General features: G+C 40.0%; 28 protein-coding genes. All 28 read left to right on the forward strand.

Annotated features, from left to right (window positions below):
• Window positions 1-4: 4 nt before the first annotated feature.
• Complete coding sequence (rplW, locus tag J1G40_RS11090) at window positions 5-295, forward strand: 50S ribosomal protein L23 (RefSeq protein ID WP_265242708.1); 291 nt, start codon at window positions 5-7, stop codon at window positions 293-295.
• Window positions 296-304: 9 nt separating this feature from the next.
• A complete protein-coding gene (rplB, locus tag J1G40_RS11095; protein WP_265242709.1) occupies window positions 305-1,129 on the forward strand; it encodes a 50S ribosomal protein L2 in 825 nt (274 codons plus the stop codon).
• Window positions 1,130-1,142: 13 nt separating this feature from the next.
• Entirely contained in the window at window positions 1,143-1,421 is a 279-nt protein-coding gene (gene rpsS / locus J1G40_RS11100) for a 30S ribosomal protein S19 (protein WP_265242710.1), read from the forward strand.
• A 6-nt stretch (window positions 1,422-1,427) separates the two neighbouring features.
• Window positions 1,428-1,835, forward strand: a complete 408-nt coding sequence (rplV, locus tag J1G40_RS11105; RefSeq protein WP_265242711.1) for a 50S ribosomal protein L22 — start codon at window positions 1,428-1,430, stop codon at window positions 1,833-1,835.
• An 8-nt stretch (window positions 1,836-1,843) separates the two neighbouring features.
• Window positions 1,844-2,560, forward strand: coding sequence for a 30S ribosomal protein S3 (gene rpsC / locus J1G40_RS11110; protein WP_265242712.1), 717 nt, complete (start codon window positions 1,844-1,846; stop codon window positions 2,558-2,560).
• Between the two features lie 15 nt (window positions 2,561-2,575).
• Window positions 2,576-3,001 (forward strand): 50S ribosomal protein L16, encoded by a 426-nt coding sequence (rplP, locus tag J1G40_RS11115; protein WP_265242713.1) that lies wholly within the window; start codon window positions 2,576-2,578, stop codon window positions 2,999-3,001.
• Window positions 3,002-3,019: 18 nt separating this feature from the next.
• Window positions 3,020-3,211 (forward strand): 50S ribosomal protein L29, encoded by a 192-nt coding sequence (gene rpmC / locus J1G40_RS11120; protein WP_265242714.1) that lies wholly within the window; start codon window positions 3,020-3,022, stop codon window positions 3,209-3,211.
• Between the two features lie 13 nt (window positions 3,212-3,224).
• Window positions 3,225-3,482, forward strand: a complete 258-nt coding sequence (gene rpsQ, locus J1G40_RS11125) for a 30S ribosomal protein S17 (RefSeq protein ID WP_265242715.1) — start codon at window positions 3,225-3,227, stop codon at window positions 3,480-3,482.
• Window position 3,483: 1 nt separating this feature from the next.
• Entirely contained in the window at window positions 3,484-3,852 is a 369-nt protein-coding gene (gene rplN, locus J1G40_RS11130; RefSeq protein WP_161437260.1) for a 50S ribosomal protein L14, read from the forward strand.
• A gap of 42 nt (window positions 3,853-3,894) precedes the next feature.
• Window positions 3,895-4,206: a 50S ribosomal protein L24 gene (rplX, locus tag J1G40_RS11135; RefSeq protein WP_265242716.1), complete on the forward strand. Its 312-nt coding sequence runs from the start codon at window positions 3,895-3,897 to the stop codon at window positions 4,204-4,206.
• Between the two features lie 2 nt (window positions 4,207-4,208).
• A complete protein-coding gene (gene rplE / locus J1G40_RS11140; protein WP_265242717.1) occupies window positions 4,209-4,760 on the forward strand; it encodes a 50S ribosomal protein L5 in 552 nt (183 codons plus the stop codon).
• Window position 4,761: 1 nt separating this feature from the next.
• Window positions 4,762-5,031, forward strand: a complete 270-nt coding sequence (rpsN, locus tag J1G40_RS11145) for a 30S ribosomal protein S14 (RefSeq protein ID WP_265242718.1) — start codon at window positions 4,762-4,764, stop codon at window positions 5,029-5,031.
• 25 nt (window positions 5,032-5,056) lie between these two features.
• The gene (gene rpsH / locus J1G40_RS11150) at window positions 5,057-5,455 is read left to right on the forward strand and encodes a 30S ribosomal protein S8 (RefSeq protein ID WP_265242719.1); all 399 of its coding nucleotides are present in this window, start codon (window positions 5,057-5,059) and stop codon (window positions 5,453-5,455) included.
• A 21-nt stretch (window positions 5,456-5,476) separates the two neighbouring features.
• A complete protein-coding gene (gene rplF, locus J1G40_RS11155) occupies window positions 5,477-6,019 on the forward strand; it encodes a 50S ribosomal protein L6 (RefSeq protein WP_265242720.1) in 543 nt (180 codons plus the stop codon).
• A gap of 10 nt (window positions 6,020-6,029) precedes the next feature.
• Window positions 6,030-6,386 (forward strand): 50S ribosomal protein L18, encoded by a 357-nt coding sequence (rplR, locus tag J1G40_RS11160; protein ID WP_265242721.1) that lies wholly within the window; start codon window positions 6,030-6,032, stop codon window positions 6,384-6,386.
• A gap of 8 nt (window positions 6,387-6,394) precedes the next feature.
• A complete protein-coding gene (gene rpsE / locus J1G40_RS11165; protein ID WP_265242722.1) occupies window positions 6,395-6,919 on the forward strand; it encodes a 30S ribosomal protein S5 in 525 nt (174 codons plus the stop codon).
• Between the two features lie 9 nt (window positions 6,920-6,928).
• On the forward strand, window positions 6,929-7,111 hold the full coding sequence (rpmD, locus tag J1G40_RS11170) for a 50S ribosomal protein L30 (protein ID WP_265242723.1): 183 nt from the start codon (window positions 6,929-6,931) through the stop codon (window positions 7,109-7,111).
• A 54-nt stretch (window positions 7,112-7,165) separates the two neighbouring features.
• The gene (gene rplO, locus J1G40_RS11175) at window positions 7,166-7,618 is read left to right on the forward strand and encodes a 50S ribosomal protein L15 (RefSeq protein ID WP_265242724.1); all 453 of its coding nucleotides are present in this window, start codon (window positions 7,166-7,168) and stop codon (window positions 7,616-7,618) included.
• 12 nt (window positions 7,619-7,630) lie between these two features.
• Entirely contained in the window at window positions 7,631-8,974 is a 1,344-nt protein-coding gene (secY, locus tag J1G40_RS11180) for a preprotein translocase subunit SecY (RefSeq protein ID WP_265242725.1), read from the forward strand.
• A gap of 3 nt (window positions 8,975-8,977) precedes the next feature.
• Complete coding sequence (gene infA / locus J1G40_RS11185) at window positions 8,978-9,193, forward strand: translation initiation factor IF-1 (protein WP_088341556.1); 216 nt, start codon at window positions 8,978-8,980, stop codon at window positions 9,191-9,193.
• A gap of 12 nt (window positions 9,194-9,205) precedes the next feature.
• Window positions 9,206-9,322, forward strand: coding sequence for a type B 50S ribosomal protein L36 (gene ykgO, locus J1G40_RS11190; protein ID WP_013621733.1), 117 nt, complete (start codon window positions 9,206-9,208; stop codon window positions 9,320-9,322).
• 2 nt (window positions 9,323-9,324) lie between these two features.
• The gene (rpsM, locus tag J1G40_RS11195; protein ID WP_265242726.1) at window positions 9,325-9,699 is read left to right on the forward strand and encodes a 30S ribosomal protein S13; all 375 of its coding nucleotides are present in this window, start codon (window positions 9,325-9,327) and stop codon (window positions 9,697-9,699) included.
• Between the two features lie 73 nt (window positions 9,700-9,772).
• Window positions 9,773-10,165, forward strand: a complete 393-nt coding sequence (gene rpsK / locus J1G40_RS11200) for a 30S ribosomal protein S11 (protein ID WP_265242727.1) — start codon at window positions 9,773-9,775, stop codon at window positions 10,163-10,165.
• Window positions 10,166-10,274: 109 nt separating this feature from the next.
• Complete coding sequence (gene rpsD / locus J1G40_RS11205; RefSeq protein ID WP_265242728.1) at window positions 10,275-10,880, forward strand: 30S ribosomal protein S4; 606 nt, start codon at window positions 10,275-10,277, stop codon at window positions 10,878-10,880.
• An 18-nt stretch (window positions 10,881-10,898) separates the two neighbouring features.
• Window positions 10,899-11,891 carry a DNA-directed RNA polymerase subunit alpha gene (locus J1G40_RS11210; RefSeq protein WP_265242729.1) on the forward strand — a complete coding sequence of 331 codons (993 nt, stop codon included), beginning with the start codon at window positions 10,899-10,901 and terminating at the stop codon, window positions 11,889-11,891.
• Window positions 11,892-11,945: 54 nt separating this feature from the next.
• Entirely contained in the window at window positions 11,946-12,473 is a 528-nt protein-coding gene (gene rplQ / locus J1G40_RS11215; RefSeq protein ID WP_265242730.1) for a 50S ribosomal protein L17, read from the forward strand.
• Between the two features lie 99 nt (window positions 12,474-12,572).
• Window positions 12,573-13,700 (forward strand): glutamine-hydrolyzing carbamoyl-phosphate synthase small subunit, encoded by a 1,128-nt coding sequence (gene carA / locus J1G40_RS11220; protein WP_265242731.1) that lies wholly within the window; start codon window positions 12,573-12,575, stop codon window positions 13,698-13,700.
• A 101-nt stretch (window positions 13,701-13,801) separates the two neighbouring features.
• Window positions 13,802-15,094 carry a phosphopyruvate hydratase gene (gene eno, locus J1G40_RS11225; protein WP_265242732.1) on the forward strand — a complete coding sequence of 431 codons (1,293 nt, stop codon included), beginning with the start codon at window positions 13,802-13,804 and terminating at the stop codon, window positions 15,092-15,094.
• Window positions 15,095-15,127: the final 33 nt, after the last annotated feature.

The raw sequence follows: 15,127 nt of genomic DNA on the forward strand, positions 1-15,127 counted from the left end.
AATAATGAGTGTGTTAATAAAACCGATAATTACGGAAAAAATGACTGCCGATAGCGAGTTGTACAACCGCTATGGTTTTGTCGTGGATCCCAAGGCGAACAAACTGCAGATCAAAGATGCAGTGGAGGCTGCTTATGGGGTTTCAGTAAAGAAAGTGCGCACTATGAATTACGGCCCTTCCCGTAAAACAAGGTATACCAAAACAGGTGTACAGCACGGAAAGACGAATGCATTTAAAAAGGCGATCGTAGATGTAGAGGATGGGGATATAATTGATTTTTACAGTAATCTATAAAGACACAAAATGTCAGTTAGAAAATTAAAACCAATCACTCCTGGACAGCGTTTTAAAGTAGTAAACGGATTTGACGCGATTACTACTGATAAGCCGGAGAAAAGCTTGCTTGCTCCGTTAAAAAAGTCGGGAGGTAGAAACAGTCAGGGAAAGATGACCATTCGCCACAGAGGTGGGGGTCATAAAAGAAGGTATCGTATTATTGATTTCAAAAGGGAAAAGCAGGGCGTTAGCGCTGAGGTGAAATCTATACAATACGATCCAAACAGAACAGCATTTATTGCACTATTGGAATACACCGATGGCGAGAAGAGATATATCATTGCTCAAAACGGATTGGAAGTAGGTCAGAAGGTCGCTTCCGGAAAGAGTGCTCCTCCAGAAATTGGAAACGCACTACCGCTAAGCGATATCCCTTTGGGAACTATTATATCCTGTATTGAACTGCGTCCTGGACAAGGAGCTGTAATGGCTAGAAGTGCTGGGACATTTGCTCAGCTAATGGCGAAAGAAGGTAAGTTTGTTACCGTAAAATTGCCATCAGGGGAGACCAGGTTGATACTGGCTAATTGTTTAGCTACAGTTGGAGCAGTTTCTAATTCTGACCATCAGTTACTTGTTTCCGGTAAAGCGGGTAGAAGTCGTTGGTTAGGAAGAAGACCTAGAACAAGACCAGTTGCCATGAACCCTGTAGATCATCCAATGGGTGGTGGAGAAGGAAGAGCTTCCGGAGGTCATCCAAGGTCTAAGAACGGAATACCGGCTAAAGGATTTAGAACGCGTTCTAAGACTAAAGATACTAATAGGTACATCATAGAACGTAGAAAGAAATAAAAAGTAAAAAGAAATGGCACGTTCATTAAAAAAAGGACCATACGTTCATCATAGCCTGGAAAAGAAAGTCCAGCAGAATGTTGAAACAAATAAAAAGACCGTAATAAAAACATGGTCCAGAGCTTCGATGATCACACCAGATTTTGTTGGTCAGACTATAGCAGTACATAACGGAAGACAATTTGTCCCTGTATATGTCACTGAAAATATGGTAGGACATAAATTAGGTGAATTTTCTCCAACCAGGTCTTTTAGAGGACATGCTGGAGCAAAAAATAAGGGTAAAAAATAAGACGCTATGGGAGTTCGAAAAAGACAAATGGCTGAAAAATTCAAGGAAGAGAAGAAGCAGATGGCTTTTGCCAAACTAAACAATTGCCCTACTTCTCCAAGAAAAATGCGCCTTGTGGCAGATTTAATCCGTGGAGCTGAGGTAGAAAAAGCATTGGCTATCCTTAGATTTAATCCTAAAGAAGCCTCCAGAAGAGTAGAGAAACTATTGCTTTCCGCTATAGCCAACTGGCAAATGAAGAATGAAGATGCAGATATTGAGAGTGCAGATCTTTTTGTCAAGGAAATTAAGGTAGATAGTGGTCGGATGTTGAAAAGGTTAAGACCTGCACCACAGGGAAGAGCACATAGAATAAGAAAACGTTCCAACCATGTAACCTTGGTTTTGGGATCTAACAATAACACAGAAAGCTAGAGCTTACTATGGGACAAAAAACAAATCCAATCGGGAATCGCCTGGGAATTATCAGAGGATGGGAATCTAACTGGTACGGAGGAAATGATTACGGAGACAAGTTAGCAGAGGACGACAAGATTCGCAAGTACATACATGCGCGTTTGGCCAAAGCAAGTGTATCCAGAGTAATTATTGAGCGGACGCTTAAGTTAATTACGGTAACTATAACCACTGCAAGACCAGGGATTATTATTGGAAAAGGCGGACAGGAAGTTGATAAACTGAAAGAAGAGCTCAAGAAGATCACGGACAAGGAAGTTCAGATCAATATTTTTGAGATCAAAAGGCCGGAATTAGATGCTAACCTGGTTGCTGCCAGTGTTGCAAGACAAATAGAAAGCAGGATCTCTTACAGGAGAGCTATTAAAATGGCTATTGCTGCTGCAATGAGAATGAACGCTGAAGGAATTAAGATTCAGATTTCCGGAAGGTTGAACGGAGCGGAAATGGCACGTTCGGAATCTTATAAAGATGGAAGAATTCCTTTGTCCACTTTCAGAGCAGATATAGATTATGCGTTGCATGAAGCTCATACCACATATGGTAGGTTAGGAATAAAAGTTTGGATAATGAAAGGCGAGGTTTATGGTAAAAGAGAGCTTTCTCCATTAGTAGGAATGTCTAAAGGACAATCTAAAGGAGGCAAGCAGGATGGCCCTAAAAAACAACGTCGTAGAAAGTAATTTTAAAGTATAAAAATGTTACAGCCAAAAAGAACCAAATTTCGTAAAGCGCAGAAAGGGAGGATGAAAGGAAATTCTGCGAGAGGGCATAGGCTTTCTAATGGAATGTTTGGAATAAAATCAATGGACTCTGAATTCATTACCTCACGTCAGATAGAGGCAGCGCGGATTGCAGCTACCAGATATATGAAGAGGCAGGGACAGTTGTGGATAAAAATATTCCCGGATAAACCTATTACAAAGAAACCTTTAGAGGTACGTATGGGTAAGGGAAAAGGAGCGCCAGAATATTGGGTTGCTGTTGTTAAACCTGGAAGAATTATGTTCGAGGTGGCAGGTGTACCAATGGATGTTGCCAAGGAAGCATTGAGATTGGCTGCTCAGAAATTACCTGTAAAAACAAAGTTTGTTGTGGCCAGAGATTACGATGATGCCGCCTAATGTTTATTGCATAGAAAGATGAAACAATCAGAAATTAAAGAATTATCAGTGGAGGGCCTGAAAGAAAAAATGGCCGATTTTAAGAAGCAGCACGCAGACTTAAAACTTGCGCATTCCGTAACTCCATTGGAAAATCCGCTTCAAATTAGAACGGCGAGAAGAACTGTAGCGAGATTGGCAACTGAATTAACTAATAGGGAAAACCAATAATTGGTTCTGCTTTATGGAAAAAAGAAATTTAAGAAAAGAGAGGATAGGAGTTGTTACCAGCAACAAAATGGAGAAATCAATTGTGGTTTCTGAAGTGAAGCGGGTAAAGCATCCTATGTACGGAAAGTTCGTATTGCGAACAAAAAAATATGTTGCACACGATGAAACCAACGACTGCAATATTGGGGATACTGTAAAAATTATGGAGACACGTCCATTGAGTAAAACCAAATGCTGGAGATTGGTAGAAGTCCTAGAAAGAGCCAAATAATATGTTACAACAAGAATCCAGACTAAAAGTAGCGGACAATACAGGTGCCAAAGAAGTTTTAACCATTCGCGTATTGGGTGGAACAAAGAGAAGGTACGCTTCTGTAGGTGATAAAATTGTGGTTACTGTAAAGGAGGCCACTCCTAATGGAGGTATAAAAAAGGGTGCGGTTTCTACAGCGGTTGTTGTAAGAACTAAAAAAGAAGTAAGAAGGCCAGACGGATCTTATATCCGCTTTGATGATAATGCTTGTGTTCTTTTAAACCCGACCGGTGAAATGAGAGGAACCAGGGTTTTTGGTCCTGTAGCCAGGGAATTGAGAGATAAACAGTTTATGAAAATAGTTTCTCTGGCCCCTGAAGTGCTATAGGCGTTGCTTGAAACTTGAATTTGACACTTGAATAAGAACAAGATGAAACTTAAAATAAAAACAGGAGATACAGTACGAATTATCGCAGGAGACCATAAAGGAACTGAAGGTAAAGTTGTACTTGTAGACAGAGAGAAGAACAAGGCCATTGTTGAAGGTGCCAATATGGTGTCAAAACATGAGAAACCCAGTGCACAAAATCCTCAGGGTGGTATTGTAAAGAAAGAAGCTCCTATCCATATTTCTAACCTGGCGCTTATAGATTCTAAGTCGGGCGAGACTACCAGGGTTGGATATGAGGTTCGCGATGGTAAAAAAGTACGGATTTCTAAGAAATCCCAAGAAGTTATTTAGTTATGGCGTATATCCCAAGATTAAAACAGGAATACAAAGGGCGCATCGTAAAAGCGCTTCAGGGCGAATTTGGTTACAAAAATGTAATGCAGGTGCCCAAATTGGAAAAAATAGTGGTTAGCAGAGGCGTTGGTGCTGCGGTAGCAGATAAAAAGTTAATTGATCATGCTGTTGATGAGTTGACTATGATTACCGGCCAGAAAGCCATTTCTACCATGTCTAAAAAAGACGTTGCTGCCTTTAAACTAAGAAAAGGCATGCCAATTGGAGCAAAAGTTACCTTGAGAGGGGAGCGGATGTATGAATTTTTAGACAGATTGGTAACAACTGCCCTTCCCAGAGTTAGAGATTTTCAAGGAATTAGAGCCACAGGTTTTGACGGAAGAGGAAATTACAGCCTGGGGGTTTCGGAACAAATTATTTTTCCGGAGATCAACATAGATAAGATCAATAGAATTAATGGTATGGATATCACTTTTGTGACTTCTGCTGAGACAGACAAGGAAGCCAAATCATTATTAACAGAATTGGGATTACCCTTTAAAAAGAATTAGTATGGCTAAAGAATCAATGAAAGCCCGGGAAAGAAAAAGGGCAAAAACAGTTGCAAAGTACGCAGAGAAGAGGAAGGCCCTTAAAGCGGCAGGAGATTATGACGCTTTGCAAAAGTTACCTAAAAATGCTTCACCAGTAAGGATGCATAATCGTTGCAAACTTACAGGAAGACCAAAGGGGTATATGAGAACTTTTGGAATTTCAAGAGTGCTTTTCAGGGAAATGGCTAATAAAGGGTTAATACCCGGAGTTAAAAAAGCAAGTTGGTAATTGCCTAATTCTAAAATTAAAAAAGATGTTTACAGATCCTATAGCAGATTATTTGACAAGAATCAGAAATGCCAGCAGAGCAGGGCACAGAGTAGTTGAAATTCCTGCATCGAACTTAAAGAAAGAAGTAACCAAGATATTATTTGATCAGGGTTATATTCTTAGTTATAAGTTTGAGGAAGATAAAGTTCAGGGGACTATAAAAATTGCCCTGAAATACAACAAAGCTACCAAAGAACCGGTAATAAAGAAGATACAACGTATTAGTAAGCCAGGTCTTAGGAAGTACGCTCCATCTGAGGAAATGCCCAGAGTGCTTAATGGTTTGGGAATAGCGATAGTTTCTACCTCTCATGGGGTGATGACAAGCAAACAAGCCAAACAGGAGAATGTTGGCGGTGAAGTACTTTGCTACGTTTATTAATACGATATAAAGAAAAGAACAATGTCTAGAATAGGTAATAATCCAATTGCAATCCCCGAAGGTGCTTCTGTTGAAGTAAAGGAGAATGTAATTACTGTAAAGGGGAAACTGGGTGAATTAACTCAGGATTTTTCCGGGGTTAACATCAAGGTTGAAGATGAACAAGTTTGGGTGACCAGACCTTCGGATTCTAAAGAACACAAGGCAAAACACGGGCTTTACAGGTCTTTGGTTTCTAATATGATAGAAGGTGTAAGTAAGGGATGGACCAAAGAGTTAGAATTGGTTGGTGTAGGTTATCGTGCCAGCAACCAGGGACAGAAATTGGATCTTGCTCTTGGATTTTCACACAATATTGTGTTGGATTTGGCACCCGAGGTAAAAATTGAGACTACCTCAGAAAAAGGTAAAAACCCGACTATTAAGTTAACGTCTTACGATAAACAATTGGTAGGACAAATAGCGGCAAAAATAAGATCATTCCGCAAACCTGAACCTTACAAAGGAAAAGGGATAAAATTTGTGGGAGAGGAATTAAGAAGAAAAGCAGGTAAATCGGCTTAATAATTGAATTATGGGATTATCAAAGACTGAAAGAAAATTAAGAATCAGGAGAAGGGTAAGAAAGGTTTCTGTTGGTACTGCTGAAAGACCAAGGTTGTCTGTGTTCAGAAGTAATAAGGAGATCTATGCCCAGGTGATTGATGATACAAAAGGAGTTACCCTGGCTGCTGCCTCTTCCAGAGATAAGGAACTGAGCAAAGCTAAAGGAACCAAATCAGAAATTGCTGCTGAGGTGGGTAAAGCCATAGCAGAGAAGGCCAAAAAGGCCGGAATAGATAATGTTGCCTTTGACAGAGGAGGTAATTTATATCACGGAAGAGTAAAATCTTTGGCAGAAGGTGCCAGAGAAGCGGGATTAAAATTTTAAGAGATACTATGTACGGGAAATACAAAAATGTTGAAACTGTTAAGCCTGGCGGCCTTGAATTAAAGGACCGTTTGGTAGGAGTACAACGTGTAACCAAAGTAACCAAGGGTGGTAGAGCTTTCGGGTTTTCTGCAATCGTTGTGGTTGGGGATGAAAACGGTGTTGTGGGCCATGGACTTGGAAAGTCTAAGGAAGTTGCCACAGCTATCGCCAAAGCCATTGAAGATGCTAAAAAGAACCTGATCAGAATACCTTTGAATAAAGGGACATTACCACATGAACAAAAAGGTAAATTTGGTGGTGCAAGAGTATACATTCAGCCAGCTTCACATGGTACAGGAGTTATTGCAGGAGGAGCAGTTAGGGCGGTATTAGAATCAGTTGGGGTACAGGATGTACTTTCAAAATCTCAGGGTTCTTCTAATCCGCATAATGTGGTTAAGGCAACTTTCGATGCGCTTTTACAGTTAAGAGGCGCAGCTACCATTGCTAGGGAAAGAGGTATTTCTTTGGAAAAAGTATTTAAAGGATAATAGAATAAGATGGCAAAGATCAAAGTAAAGCAGGTTAAGAGCAGCATCAAGAGACCAGGGAATCAAAAAAAGACCTTGGCGGCGCTTGGATTGCGAAGAATTGGCCAGGTTGTAGAACATGAAGACACGCCAAATATCATTGGAATGATCAACACTGTAAAACATTTGGTAACCACAGAGGAATCCAAATAGGTGCAGTTTAAAAAATCATATCTGACGTATTTAAAAGACAATAAAGAATAACAGATGAATTTAAGCAATTTAAAACCGGCAAAAGGCGCTGTTCAGAAGGCAGGTAAAACCATAGGTAGAGGACAGGGATCCGGCAAAGGTGGCACTGCTACCAGAGGACATAAAGGAGCAAAGTCCAGATCCGGTTATTCCAAGAAATTAGGTTTTGAGGGAGGTCAGATGCCTCTTCAACGCCGAGTGCCTAAATTTGGTTTTACAAATATTAACAGAAAAGAGTACAGAGGAATCAATCTGGATACACTTCAACAACTTGTGGAAGATAAAAAAGTTAAGAAAGAAGTGACTCTTGATGATCTTGTTGAACTAAGACTGGCTCATAAAAACGATTTAGTTAAAATATTGGGAAGAGGCGAGCTTAAAGCCACCCTTAAAATTTCCGCACATAAATTTACCGCTAGTGCAAAAGCCGCAATTGAGGCCGCTGGTGGAGAAGCAATAAGTTTATAAGGAAGGCAGATTATGAAGAAATTTTTTGAGATCATATCAAATATCTGGAAGATAGACGAACTGAGGAGCAGGATTCTTGTTACCCTTGGTTTGCTATTGGTTTACCGATTTGGTGCGCAAGTAGTACTTCCGGGAATTGATACCTCACAATTGGCTGAGTTATCCTCTAACACCGAGCAAGGTATTTTAGGAATTCTAAACGCATTTACCGGAGGAGCATTTGCCAATGCCTCTGTTTTTGCATTGGGAATTATGCCTTATATTTCTGCATCTATTGTGGTACAGTTAATGGGGATTGCCGTGCCATATCTTCAAAAACTAGATAAAGAAGGTGAAAGCGGGCGTAAGACAAAAACCCAGATTACCAGGTGGTTAACTATCGGGATCTGTATTGTACAGGCACCTGCTTATTTATACAGTTTAGGAGCCTTGGGTGTTCCGGACAGCGCATTCTTATTAGGTAAAGGGCTTAATTTTATTGTGCCCTCTGTGATTATACTAGTTACGGGCTGTGTATTTGCGATGTGGCTTGGAGAGAAAATTACCGATAAGGGTATTGGAAATGGTATTTCTTTACTTATTATGATTGGTATTATTGCAACAATGCCACAGTCATTTGTTCAGGAGTTCATTTCCAGAACAGCCAATAATACTGGTGGGCTGATGTTTGTTCTTATAGAAGTAATTTTGTGGTTCCTTGTGATTCTGGCAAGTGTCCTACTCGTGATGGCTACCCGTAGAATTCCAGTGCAATACGCAAGGAGGACGGCTTCCGGGGGATATGAAAAGAATATTGCAGGTTCCAGACAGTACATACCATTAAAGGTGAACGCCTCCGGGGTAATGCCAATCATCTTTGCTCAGGCCATTATGTTTGCTCCCGGTTTATTAGGAAGAACATTTAATGATACTGCGGTGGGGCAATGGATGGAAGTTCAATTTCAGGATATTTTCGGATTGGCATATAACATATTGTTTGGGGTACTGATCATTATTTTCACGTATTTCTATACGGCAATTACCGTACCCACAAACAAAATGGCTGATGATTTGAAAAGAAGTGGTGGTTTTATACCCGGGATACGACCTGGGAAAGAAACAGGAGACTTTTTAGATAAGATTATGTCATTGATAACTTTACCCGGTTCCGTATTTCTGGCGCTGTTGGCGGTATTGCCTGCAGTAGTGGTTAAGTTAATGGATATTCAACCAGGATGGGCATTGTTCTATGGAGGAACATCATTACTCATTATGGTAGGTGTTGCAATTGATACTGTACAACAGGTTAATGCATATTTATTGAATCGTCATTATGATGGTTTAATGAAATCAGGAAAAAATAGAAAAGTAGCATAATTTATGGCCAAACAAGCACCAATAGAACAAGATGGTAGCATCATAGAAGCATTGTCCAACGCTATGTTTAGAGTAGAATTGGAGAATGGACATGTGGTAACGGCTCATATTTCAGGTAAAATGCGGATGCACTATATAAAGTTGCTTCCGGGAGACAAGGTGAAACTCGAAATGAGCCCTTATGACCTGAGTAAAGCTAGAATAACATACAGATATTAAGATTACAAGAAGATGAAAGTAAGAGCGTCCATAAAGAAAAGAAGTGCCGAGTGCAAGATTGTACGAAGAAAAGGCAGGTTGTACGTAATTAATAAAAAGAATCCTAGATTTAAACAAAGACAAGGGTAATTATGGCAAGAATTGCAGGTGTAGACATACCAAAACAAAAAAGAGGAGTAATTGCGCTTACCTATATATTTGGTATTGGCAAGAATAGAGCTCTTGAGATTTTAGAAAAGGCCAAGGTAAGTGAAGATACAAAAGTGTCTGACTGGACCGATGACGAAATAGGTCGAATCCGGGATGCCGTTTCGAGCTATAAAATTGAAGGGGAGCTACGTTCAGAAACACAACTGAATATTAAGCGTCTGATGGATATTGGTTGCTATAGAGGAGTTCGTCACAGAGCGGGTCTTCCTTTAAGAGGGCAGCGTACAAAGAACAATTCCAGGACAAGAAAAGGAAAGAGAAAAACTGTTGCTAACAAGAAGAAAGCAACTAAATAACAGGTGATATAGTTAGAGGGGAGATTTGGCCCGATGCTGAATACTCACTACTAATATCTCAATACTATATAAGATGGCAAAAACAGGTACAAAAGCTGCAAAGAAACGCAAGGTTATAGTAGACTCTGTTGGAGAGGCCCATATCACGGCTTCTTTTAACAATATCATTATTTCCCTGACGAATAAAAAAGGAGACGTTATCTCCTGGTCTTCTGCAGGTAAGATGGGATTTAGAGGTTCCAAAAAGAATACACCTTATGCTGCACAGGTAGCTGCCGAAGAATGTGCTAAAACAGCCCATGAAGCAGGTCTGAGAAAAGTAAAAGTGTATGTAAAAGGGCCGGGTAACGGAAGAGAATCTGCTATTAGAGCGGTTCATAATTCAGGAATTGAAGTTGCTGAAATTATTGATGTAACACCGCTTCCTCACAACGGATGCAGACCTCCAAAAAGAAGAAGAGTATAATTAATATTAATCCGCCCACCTGGATAAGGGGGTAATTTCACTGGAAGTGTAGTTACGATTATCGAAGGATAAGCCTTAATTCATAATCACAGTTCCTAATCAATAGAAAATGGCAAGATATACAGGACCAAAAACAAAGATCGCCCGTAAGTTTGGCGAAACTATTTTCGGAGACGACAAGTCGTTCGAGAAAAAAAATTACCCTCCGGGACAGCACGGAAATAACAGACGCCGAGGTAAGAAATCGGAATATGCCGTGCAGCTTATGGAAAAACAGAAAGCAAAGTACACCTATGGTATTTTGGAAAAACAATTCCGGAACCTGTTTGCAAAGGCAAACAGAAGTAAAGGAGTAACCGGTGAGGTTTTATTACAACTCTGTGAATCTCGTCTGGACAATGTAGTGTACAGAATGGGATTGTCTAACACCAGAAGTGGTGCAAGACAATTAGTGTCACATAGACATATTACTGTTAACGGAGAATTGGTAAATATTCCTTCGTATTCTTTAAAAGCCGGAGACGTTGTAGGGGTGCGTGAGAAATCTAAATCCTTACAAACCATTCAGGATGCGCTAGCTGCAAACAGCAGTGTTTATGAATGGATCACCTGGAATTCTGATAAAAAGGAAGGGACTTTTGTCTCTATCCCGGAAAGAATTCAAATTCCAGAAAATATTAAAGAACAATTAATCGTCGAGTTATACTCTAAATAAACAACACAGATCCAGACTATGGCATTATTTAATTTTCAGAAACCCGATAAAGTTATAATGATTGATTCCTCAGATTTCGAAGGGAAATTCGAATTTCGCCCTTTGGAACCTGGTTATGGACTGACTGTTGGGAACGCATTAAGAAGAGTATTGCTTTCTTCTTTGGAAGGATTTGCAATCACTTCGGTAAGAATTGATAAGGTAGAACATGAGTTTTCGGTAATCGAAGGTGTTGTTGAGGATGTTACCGAGATCATCTTAAACCTGAAACAAGTTCGTTTTAAAAGACAGATAGACGATGTTAATGAGGAGACTGTTTCTATCTCAGTTAGCGGTAAGGATCAACTTACGGCAGGGGATTTTCAGAAATTCATTTCAGGATATCAGGTATTAAACCCTGATTTGGTGATTTGCAAAATGGATCCCAAGGTGAGCATCAATATGGAGATTATCATCGAAAAAGGGAGAGGATATGTGCCTGCTGAGGAAAACAAGAAATCTAATGCTCCTTTAGGAAGTATTGCTGTTGATTCTATCTTTACTCCGGTGAAGAATGTGAAATACAGTATTGAAAACTTCCGTGTTGAGCAAAAAACGGATTATGAGAAATTGGTTTTCGAAATCGTAACCGATGGCTCTATACATCCCAAAAATGCCTTGACTGAAGCAGCTAAAGTACTTATACATCACTTTATGTTGTTTTCTGATGAGCGTATCACCCTTGAAGCGGATGAAATTGCTCAGACAGAAACCTATGATGAGGAGTCTTTACATATGCGCCAACTGCTTAAAACAAAATTGGTAGATATGGATTTATCCGTTCGTGCCCTTAACTGTTTAAAAGCTGCAGAGGTGGATACATTAGGCGATTTGGTTTCTTTCAATAAGAACGATTTGATGAAATTCAGAAACTTTGGTAAAAAATCTTTGACCGAATTAGAAGAATTGGTTATCAATAAAGGTCTTAATTTTGGAATGGACCTTTCAAAATATAAATTAGATAAAGATTAATTTGATTCTGTTGGATGGGAAAATCCCGGACAAGGATGAAAATAGTAAAGAACGATGAGACACGGTAAGAAAGTCAATCACTTAAGCAGAAAAACAGCACATAGAAAGGCCATGCTGGCCAATATGGCCTGTTCGCTGATTGAGCACAAAAGAATAAATACTACTGTAGCCAAGGCTAAAGCACTTAAGGTGTTTATAGAGCCACTGATCACAAAATCCAAAGCTGCAAATAATCAGAGCGCAGAAAAGGGTACGCATAACAGGAGAGTTGTGTTTAGCAACCTAAGAGATAAGTATGCAGTTGCTGAACTGTTTGGTGCAGTTTCAGAAAAGGTTGGTGACCGCCCTGGAGGATATACCAGAATAATTAAGTTGGGTAACAGGCTGGGGGATAACGCAGATATGGCAATGATAGAGCTTGTAGATTTCAATGAGATATACAATGCCGATAAGCCTAAGAAAAAGACTACCAGAAGAAGTAGAAGAGGTGGAAGCAAGAAAGCTACAGAACCACAGGTTGCAGTTGCAGAGTCTAAAGCAAGTACAGATGTTGAAACGAAAGCAGATGATTCTGAAGAATAAAATGTTTATAAAAACTTTAATATTTAATGAAGGATAGACCTAAAAGTCTATCCTTTTTTTATGTTTATTTGTCAAATTAAAAAAATTTAAAATTGTAGCATGAAATATCAAACCAAAAGAAAAGCGCTAATATTATTGGCAGATGGCACCATTTTTTATGGAAAGGCAGTAGGAGATAAAGAGGGTACCGCCTTTGGAGAAGTGTGTTTTAACACGGGGATGACCGGATATCAGGAGATTTTCACAGATCCGTCTTATTTTGGACAACTTATGGTTGCCACAAATGCGCACATTGGTAATTACGGTGCAAATGATGAAGAAACAGAGTCCGATACTGTAAAAATTGCCGGATTAATATGTAAAAATTTCAGCTATAACTACTCCAGACCCAATGCTGATTCCAGCCTGCAGGAATTTTTGGACAAAAGCAAACTGTTTTCCATTTCTGACGTTGATACCAGAGCATTGGTTAGTTACATTCGCGATCATGGTGCAATGAATGCTGTGATATCTACAGATGTAGATAACATAGATAAATTAAAAGCAGACCTGGCCAAGGTGCCAAGTATGGAAGGCCTTGAACTGGCCTCAAAGGTTTCTACTTCTGAACCCTATTACTACGGGGATAAAAATGCCCGGTATAAAATCGCAGCCCTGGATATTGGAATTAAGAAAAATATACTCCGCAATCTGGCTAAAAGAGATGCATATATAAAAGTCTTTCCTTACAATGCTTCTTATGCGGATCTAAAGGCATGGGAACCGGATGGCTACTTTATTTCGAACGGCCCCGGGGATCCCGAACCATTAAAGGAGGCCATAGAAACAGCAAAAAATATAATTGCTGATGATAATCCACTCTTTGGTATCTGTCTGGGGCATCAGGTAATTGCCCTGGCCAACGGAGTGTCTACCTATAAAATGTACAATGGGCACAGAGGTATTAATCACCCTGTATTGAATCTCGAAACAGGAAAAGGAGAGATAACTTCTCAGAATCACGGATTCGCTATTAACAGGGAGGAGACCGAAGCCAACGAGAATCTGATAATTACCCATACGCATTTAAATGATAAAACAGTTGCAGGAATACGCGTTAAGGATAAAAAAGTATTTTCTGTACAGTATCATCCAGAGGCAAGTCCCGGCCCTCATGATGCTGACTATCTTTTTGATCAATTCTTTGATCTGATCAGCGCAAATGTTAACAAAACCGCAGTTGTTTAAGTAATTGTTATTTTCATTTCGTTTGCCGATAAACATTGGTATGAAAAGCCGTGCTTTCGTATCTTTGCAAAACTAATTCAACCTTAAAATAAAACTAGAATATGAGTATCATTATTGATATACACGCCAGACAAATATTAGATTCAAGAGGAAATCCAACTGTGGAAGTGGATGTAATTACAGAAAATGGTGTGCTGGGCAGAGCGGCAGTGCCTTCTGGCGCGTCAACAGGCGAACACGAGGCCGTTGAACTTAGAGATGGAGGTGATACTTTTATGGGAAAGGGAGTGCGTCAGGCCGTTGAGAATGTAAATACGGCAATAGCCGAAGAGATTAGAGGAATGTTGGTCTTTGAGCAAAATCTGATAGACCAGACAATGATTGCACTAGATGGTACTCCAAACAAATCAAAGTTAGGAGCCAACGCAATTTTGGGAGTTTCCCTGGCAGTGGCTAAAGCCGCGGCTAATGAATTGGGCCTGTCCCTATTCAGGTATGTTGGAGGTGTTTCTGCTAATACATTACCTGTGCCAATGATGAATATTATCAATGGAGGGTCGCATTCAGATGCACCTATAGCGTTTCAGGAGTTTATGGTGATGCCTGTAAAAGCTGATAGTTTTAGTCATGCTATGCAAATGGGAACTGAAATATTCCACAATCTAAAAAAGGTGCTTCACGACAGGGGCCTTAGTACGGCTGTGGGTGATGAAGGAGGATTTGCCCCAACACTTGATGGTACCGAGGATGCTCTTGAAACCATTGCAAAGGCTGTAGAAAAGGCAGGGTATACCCTGGGGGATAATGTTATGATTGCACTGGATTGTGCTTCTGCAGAATTCTATGTGGATGGGAAATACGATTATACAAAATTTGAAGGAGACAAAGGAGCTGTCAGAACATCAGAGGAACAAGCACAGTATCTGGCCGACCTTTGCGCCAAGTACCCGATTATTTCTATTGAGGATGGGATGGACGAAAACGACTGGGACGGTTGGAAAGCGCTTACCGATAAAGTTGGAGACAGTGTGCAATTGGTTGGGGATGACCTGTTTGTGACCAACGTTGACCGCCTTTCCAGGGGAATTAAAAATGGTATTGCTAATTCTATTCTAATTAAGGTAAATCAGATAGGGACACTTTCAGAAACTATTGCGGCGGTAAATATGGCTAAAAATGCAGGCTATACTTCAGTGATGTCTCACCGTTCAGGAGAAACAGAGGATAATACCATTGCAGATTTAGCGGTGGCACTAAATACTGGCCAGATAAAAACCGGTTCTGCTTCAAGAAGTGACAGGATGGCAAAATATAATCAGTTACTTCGTATTGAAGAAGAACTGGGCAACACCGCATACTATCCAAAAGAAGATGCCTTTAAAGTAGGACATTAATAGTGTAATTATACCGGATTCCAATAGACGGAA

Origin of the sequence: Muriicola sp. Z0-33, from assembly GCF_026126425.1 — a bacterium.
Classification (GTDB): Bacteria; Bacteroidota; Bacteroidia; order Flavobacteriales; family Flavobacteriaceae; genus JAFMPW01.

Coding starts and splice junctions, on each gene's coding strand:
- rpsS (WP_265242710.1), top strand. CDS start 1,143: ATGGCACGTTCATTAAAAAAAGGACCATACGTTCATCATAGCCTGGAA.
- rpsE (WP_265242722.1), top strand. CDS start 6,395: ATGTACGGGAAATACAAAAATGTTGAAACTGTTAAGCCTGGCGGCCTT.
- rplX (WP_265242716.1), top strand. CDS start 3,895: ATGAAACTTAAAATAAAAACAGGAGATACAGTACGAATTATCGCAGGA.
- rpmC (WP_265242714.1), top strand. CDS start 3,020: ATGAAACAATCAGAAATTAAAGAATTATCAGTGGAGGGCCTGAAAGAA.
- rpsC (WP_265242712.1), top strand. CDS start 1,844: ATGGGACAAAAAACAAATCCAATCGGGAATCGCCTGGGAATTATCAGA.
- ykgO (WP_013621733.1), top strand. CDS start 9,206: ATGAAAGTAAGAGCGTCCATAAAGAAAAGAAGTGCCGAGTGCAAGATT.
- rpsQ (WP_265242715.1), top strand. CDS start 3,225: ATGGAAAAAAGAAATTTAAGAAAAGAGAGGATAGGAGTTGTTACCAGC.
- J1G40_RS11210 (WP_265242729.1), top strand. CDS start 10,899: ATGGCATTATTTAATTTTCAGAAACCCGATAAAGTTATAATGATTGAT.
- rpsK (WP_265242727.1), top strand. CDS start 9,773: ATGGCAAAAACAGGTACAAAAGCTGCAAAGAAACGCAAGGTTATAGTA.
- rpsH (WP_265242719.1), top strand. CDS start 5,057: ATGTTTACAGATCCTATAGCAGATTATTTGACAAGAATCAGAAATGCC.
- rpsN (WP_265242718.1), top strand. CDS start 4,762: ATGGCTAAAGAATCAATGAAAGCCCGGGAAAGAAAAAGGGCAAAAACA.
- rpsM (WP_265242726.1), top strand. CDS start 9,325: ATGGCAAGAATTGCAGGTGTAGACATACCAAAACAAAAAAGAGGAGTA.
- rplE (WP_265242717.1), top strand. CDS start 4,209: ATGGCGTATATCCCAAGATTAAAACAGGAATACAAAGGGCGCATCGTA.
- rpmD (WP_265242723.1), top strand. CDS start 6,929: ATGGCAAAGATCAAAGTAAAGCAGGTTAAGAGCAGCATCAAGAGACCA.
- rplF (WP_265242720.1), top strand. CDS start 5,477: ATGTCTAGAATAGGTAATAATCCAATTGCAATCCCCGAAGGTGCTTCT.
- rplO (WP_265242724.1), top strand. CDS start 7,166: ATGAATTTAAGCAATTTAAAACCGGCAAAAGGCGCTGTTCAGAAGGCA.
- eno (WP_265242732.1), top strand. CDS start 13,802: ATGAGTATCATTATTGATATACACGCCAGACAAATATTAGATTCAAGA.
- infA (WP_088341556.1), top strand. CDS start 8,978: ATGGCCAAACAAGCACCAATAGAACAAGATGGTAGCATCATAGAAGCA.
- rplW (WP_265242708.1), top strand. CDS start 5: ATGAGTGTGTTAATAAAACCGATAATTACGGAAAAAATGACTGCCGAT.
- rplR (WP_265242721.1), top strand. CDS start 6,030: ATGGGATTATCAAAGACTGAAAGAAAATTAAGAATCAGGAGAAGGGTA.
- secY (WP_265242725.1), top strand. CDS start 7,631: ATGAAGAAATTTTTTGAGATCATATCAAATATCTGGAAGATAGACGAA.
- rplP (WP_265242713.1), top strand. CDS start 2,576: ATGTTACAGCCAAAAAGAACCAAATTTCGTAAAGCGCAGAAAGGGAGG.
- rplN (WP_161437260.1), top strand. CDS start 3,484: ATGTTACAACAAGAATCCAGACTAAAAGTAGCGGACAATACAGGTGCC.
- rplV (WP_265242711.1), top strand. CDS start 1,428: ATGGGAGTTCGAAAAAGACAAATGGCTGAAAAATTCAAGGAAGAGAAG.
- rpsD (WP_265242728.1), top strand. CDS start 10,275: ATGGCAAGATATACAGGACCAAAAACAAAGATCGCCCGTAAGTTTGGC.
- carA (WP_265242731.1), top strand. CDS start 12,573: ATGAAATATCAAACCAAAAGAAAAGCGCTAATATTATTGGCAGATGGC.
- rplQ (WP_265242730.1), top strand. CDS start 11,946: ATGAGACACGGTAAGAAAGTCAATCACTTAAGCAGAAAAACAGCACAT.
- rplB (WP_265242709.1), top strand. CDS start 305: ATGTCAGTTAGAAAATTAAAACCAATCACTCCTGGACAGCGTTTTAAA.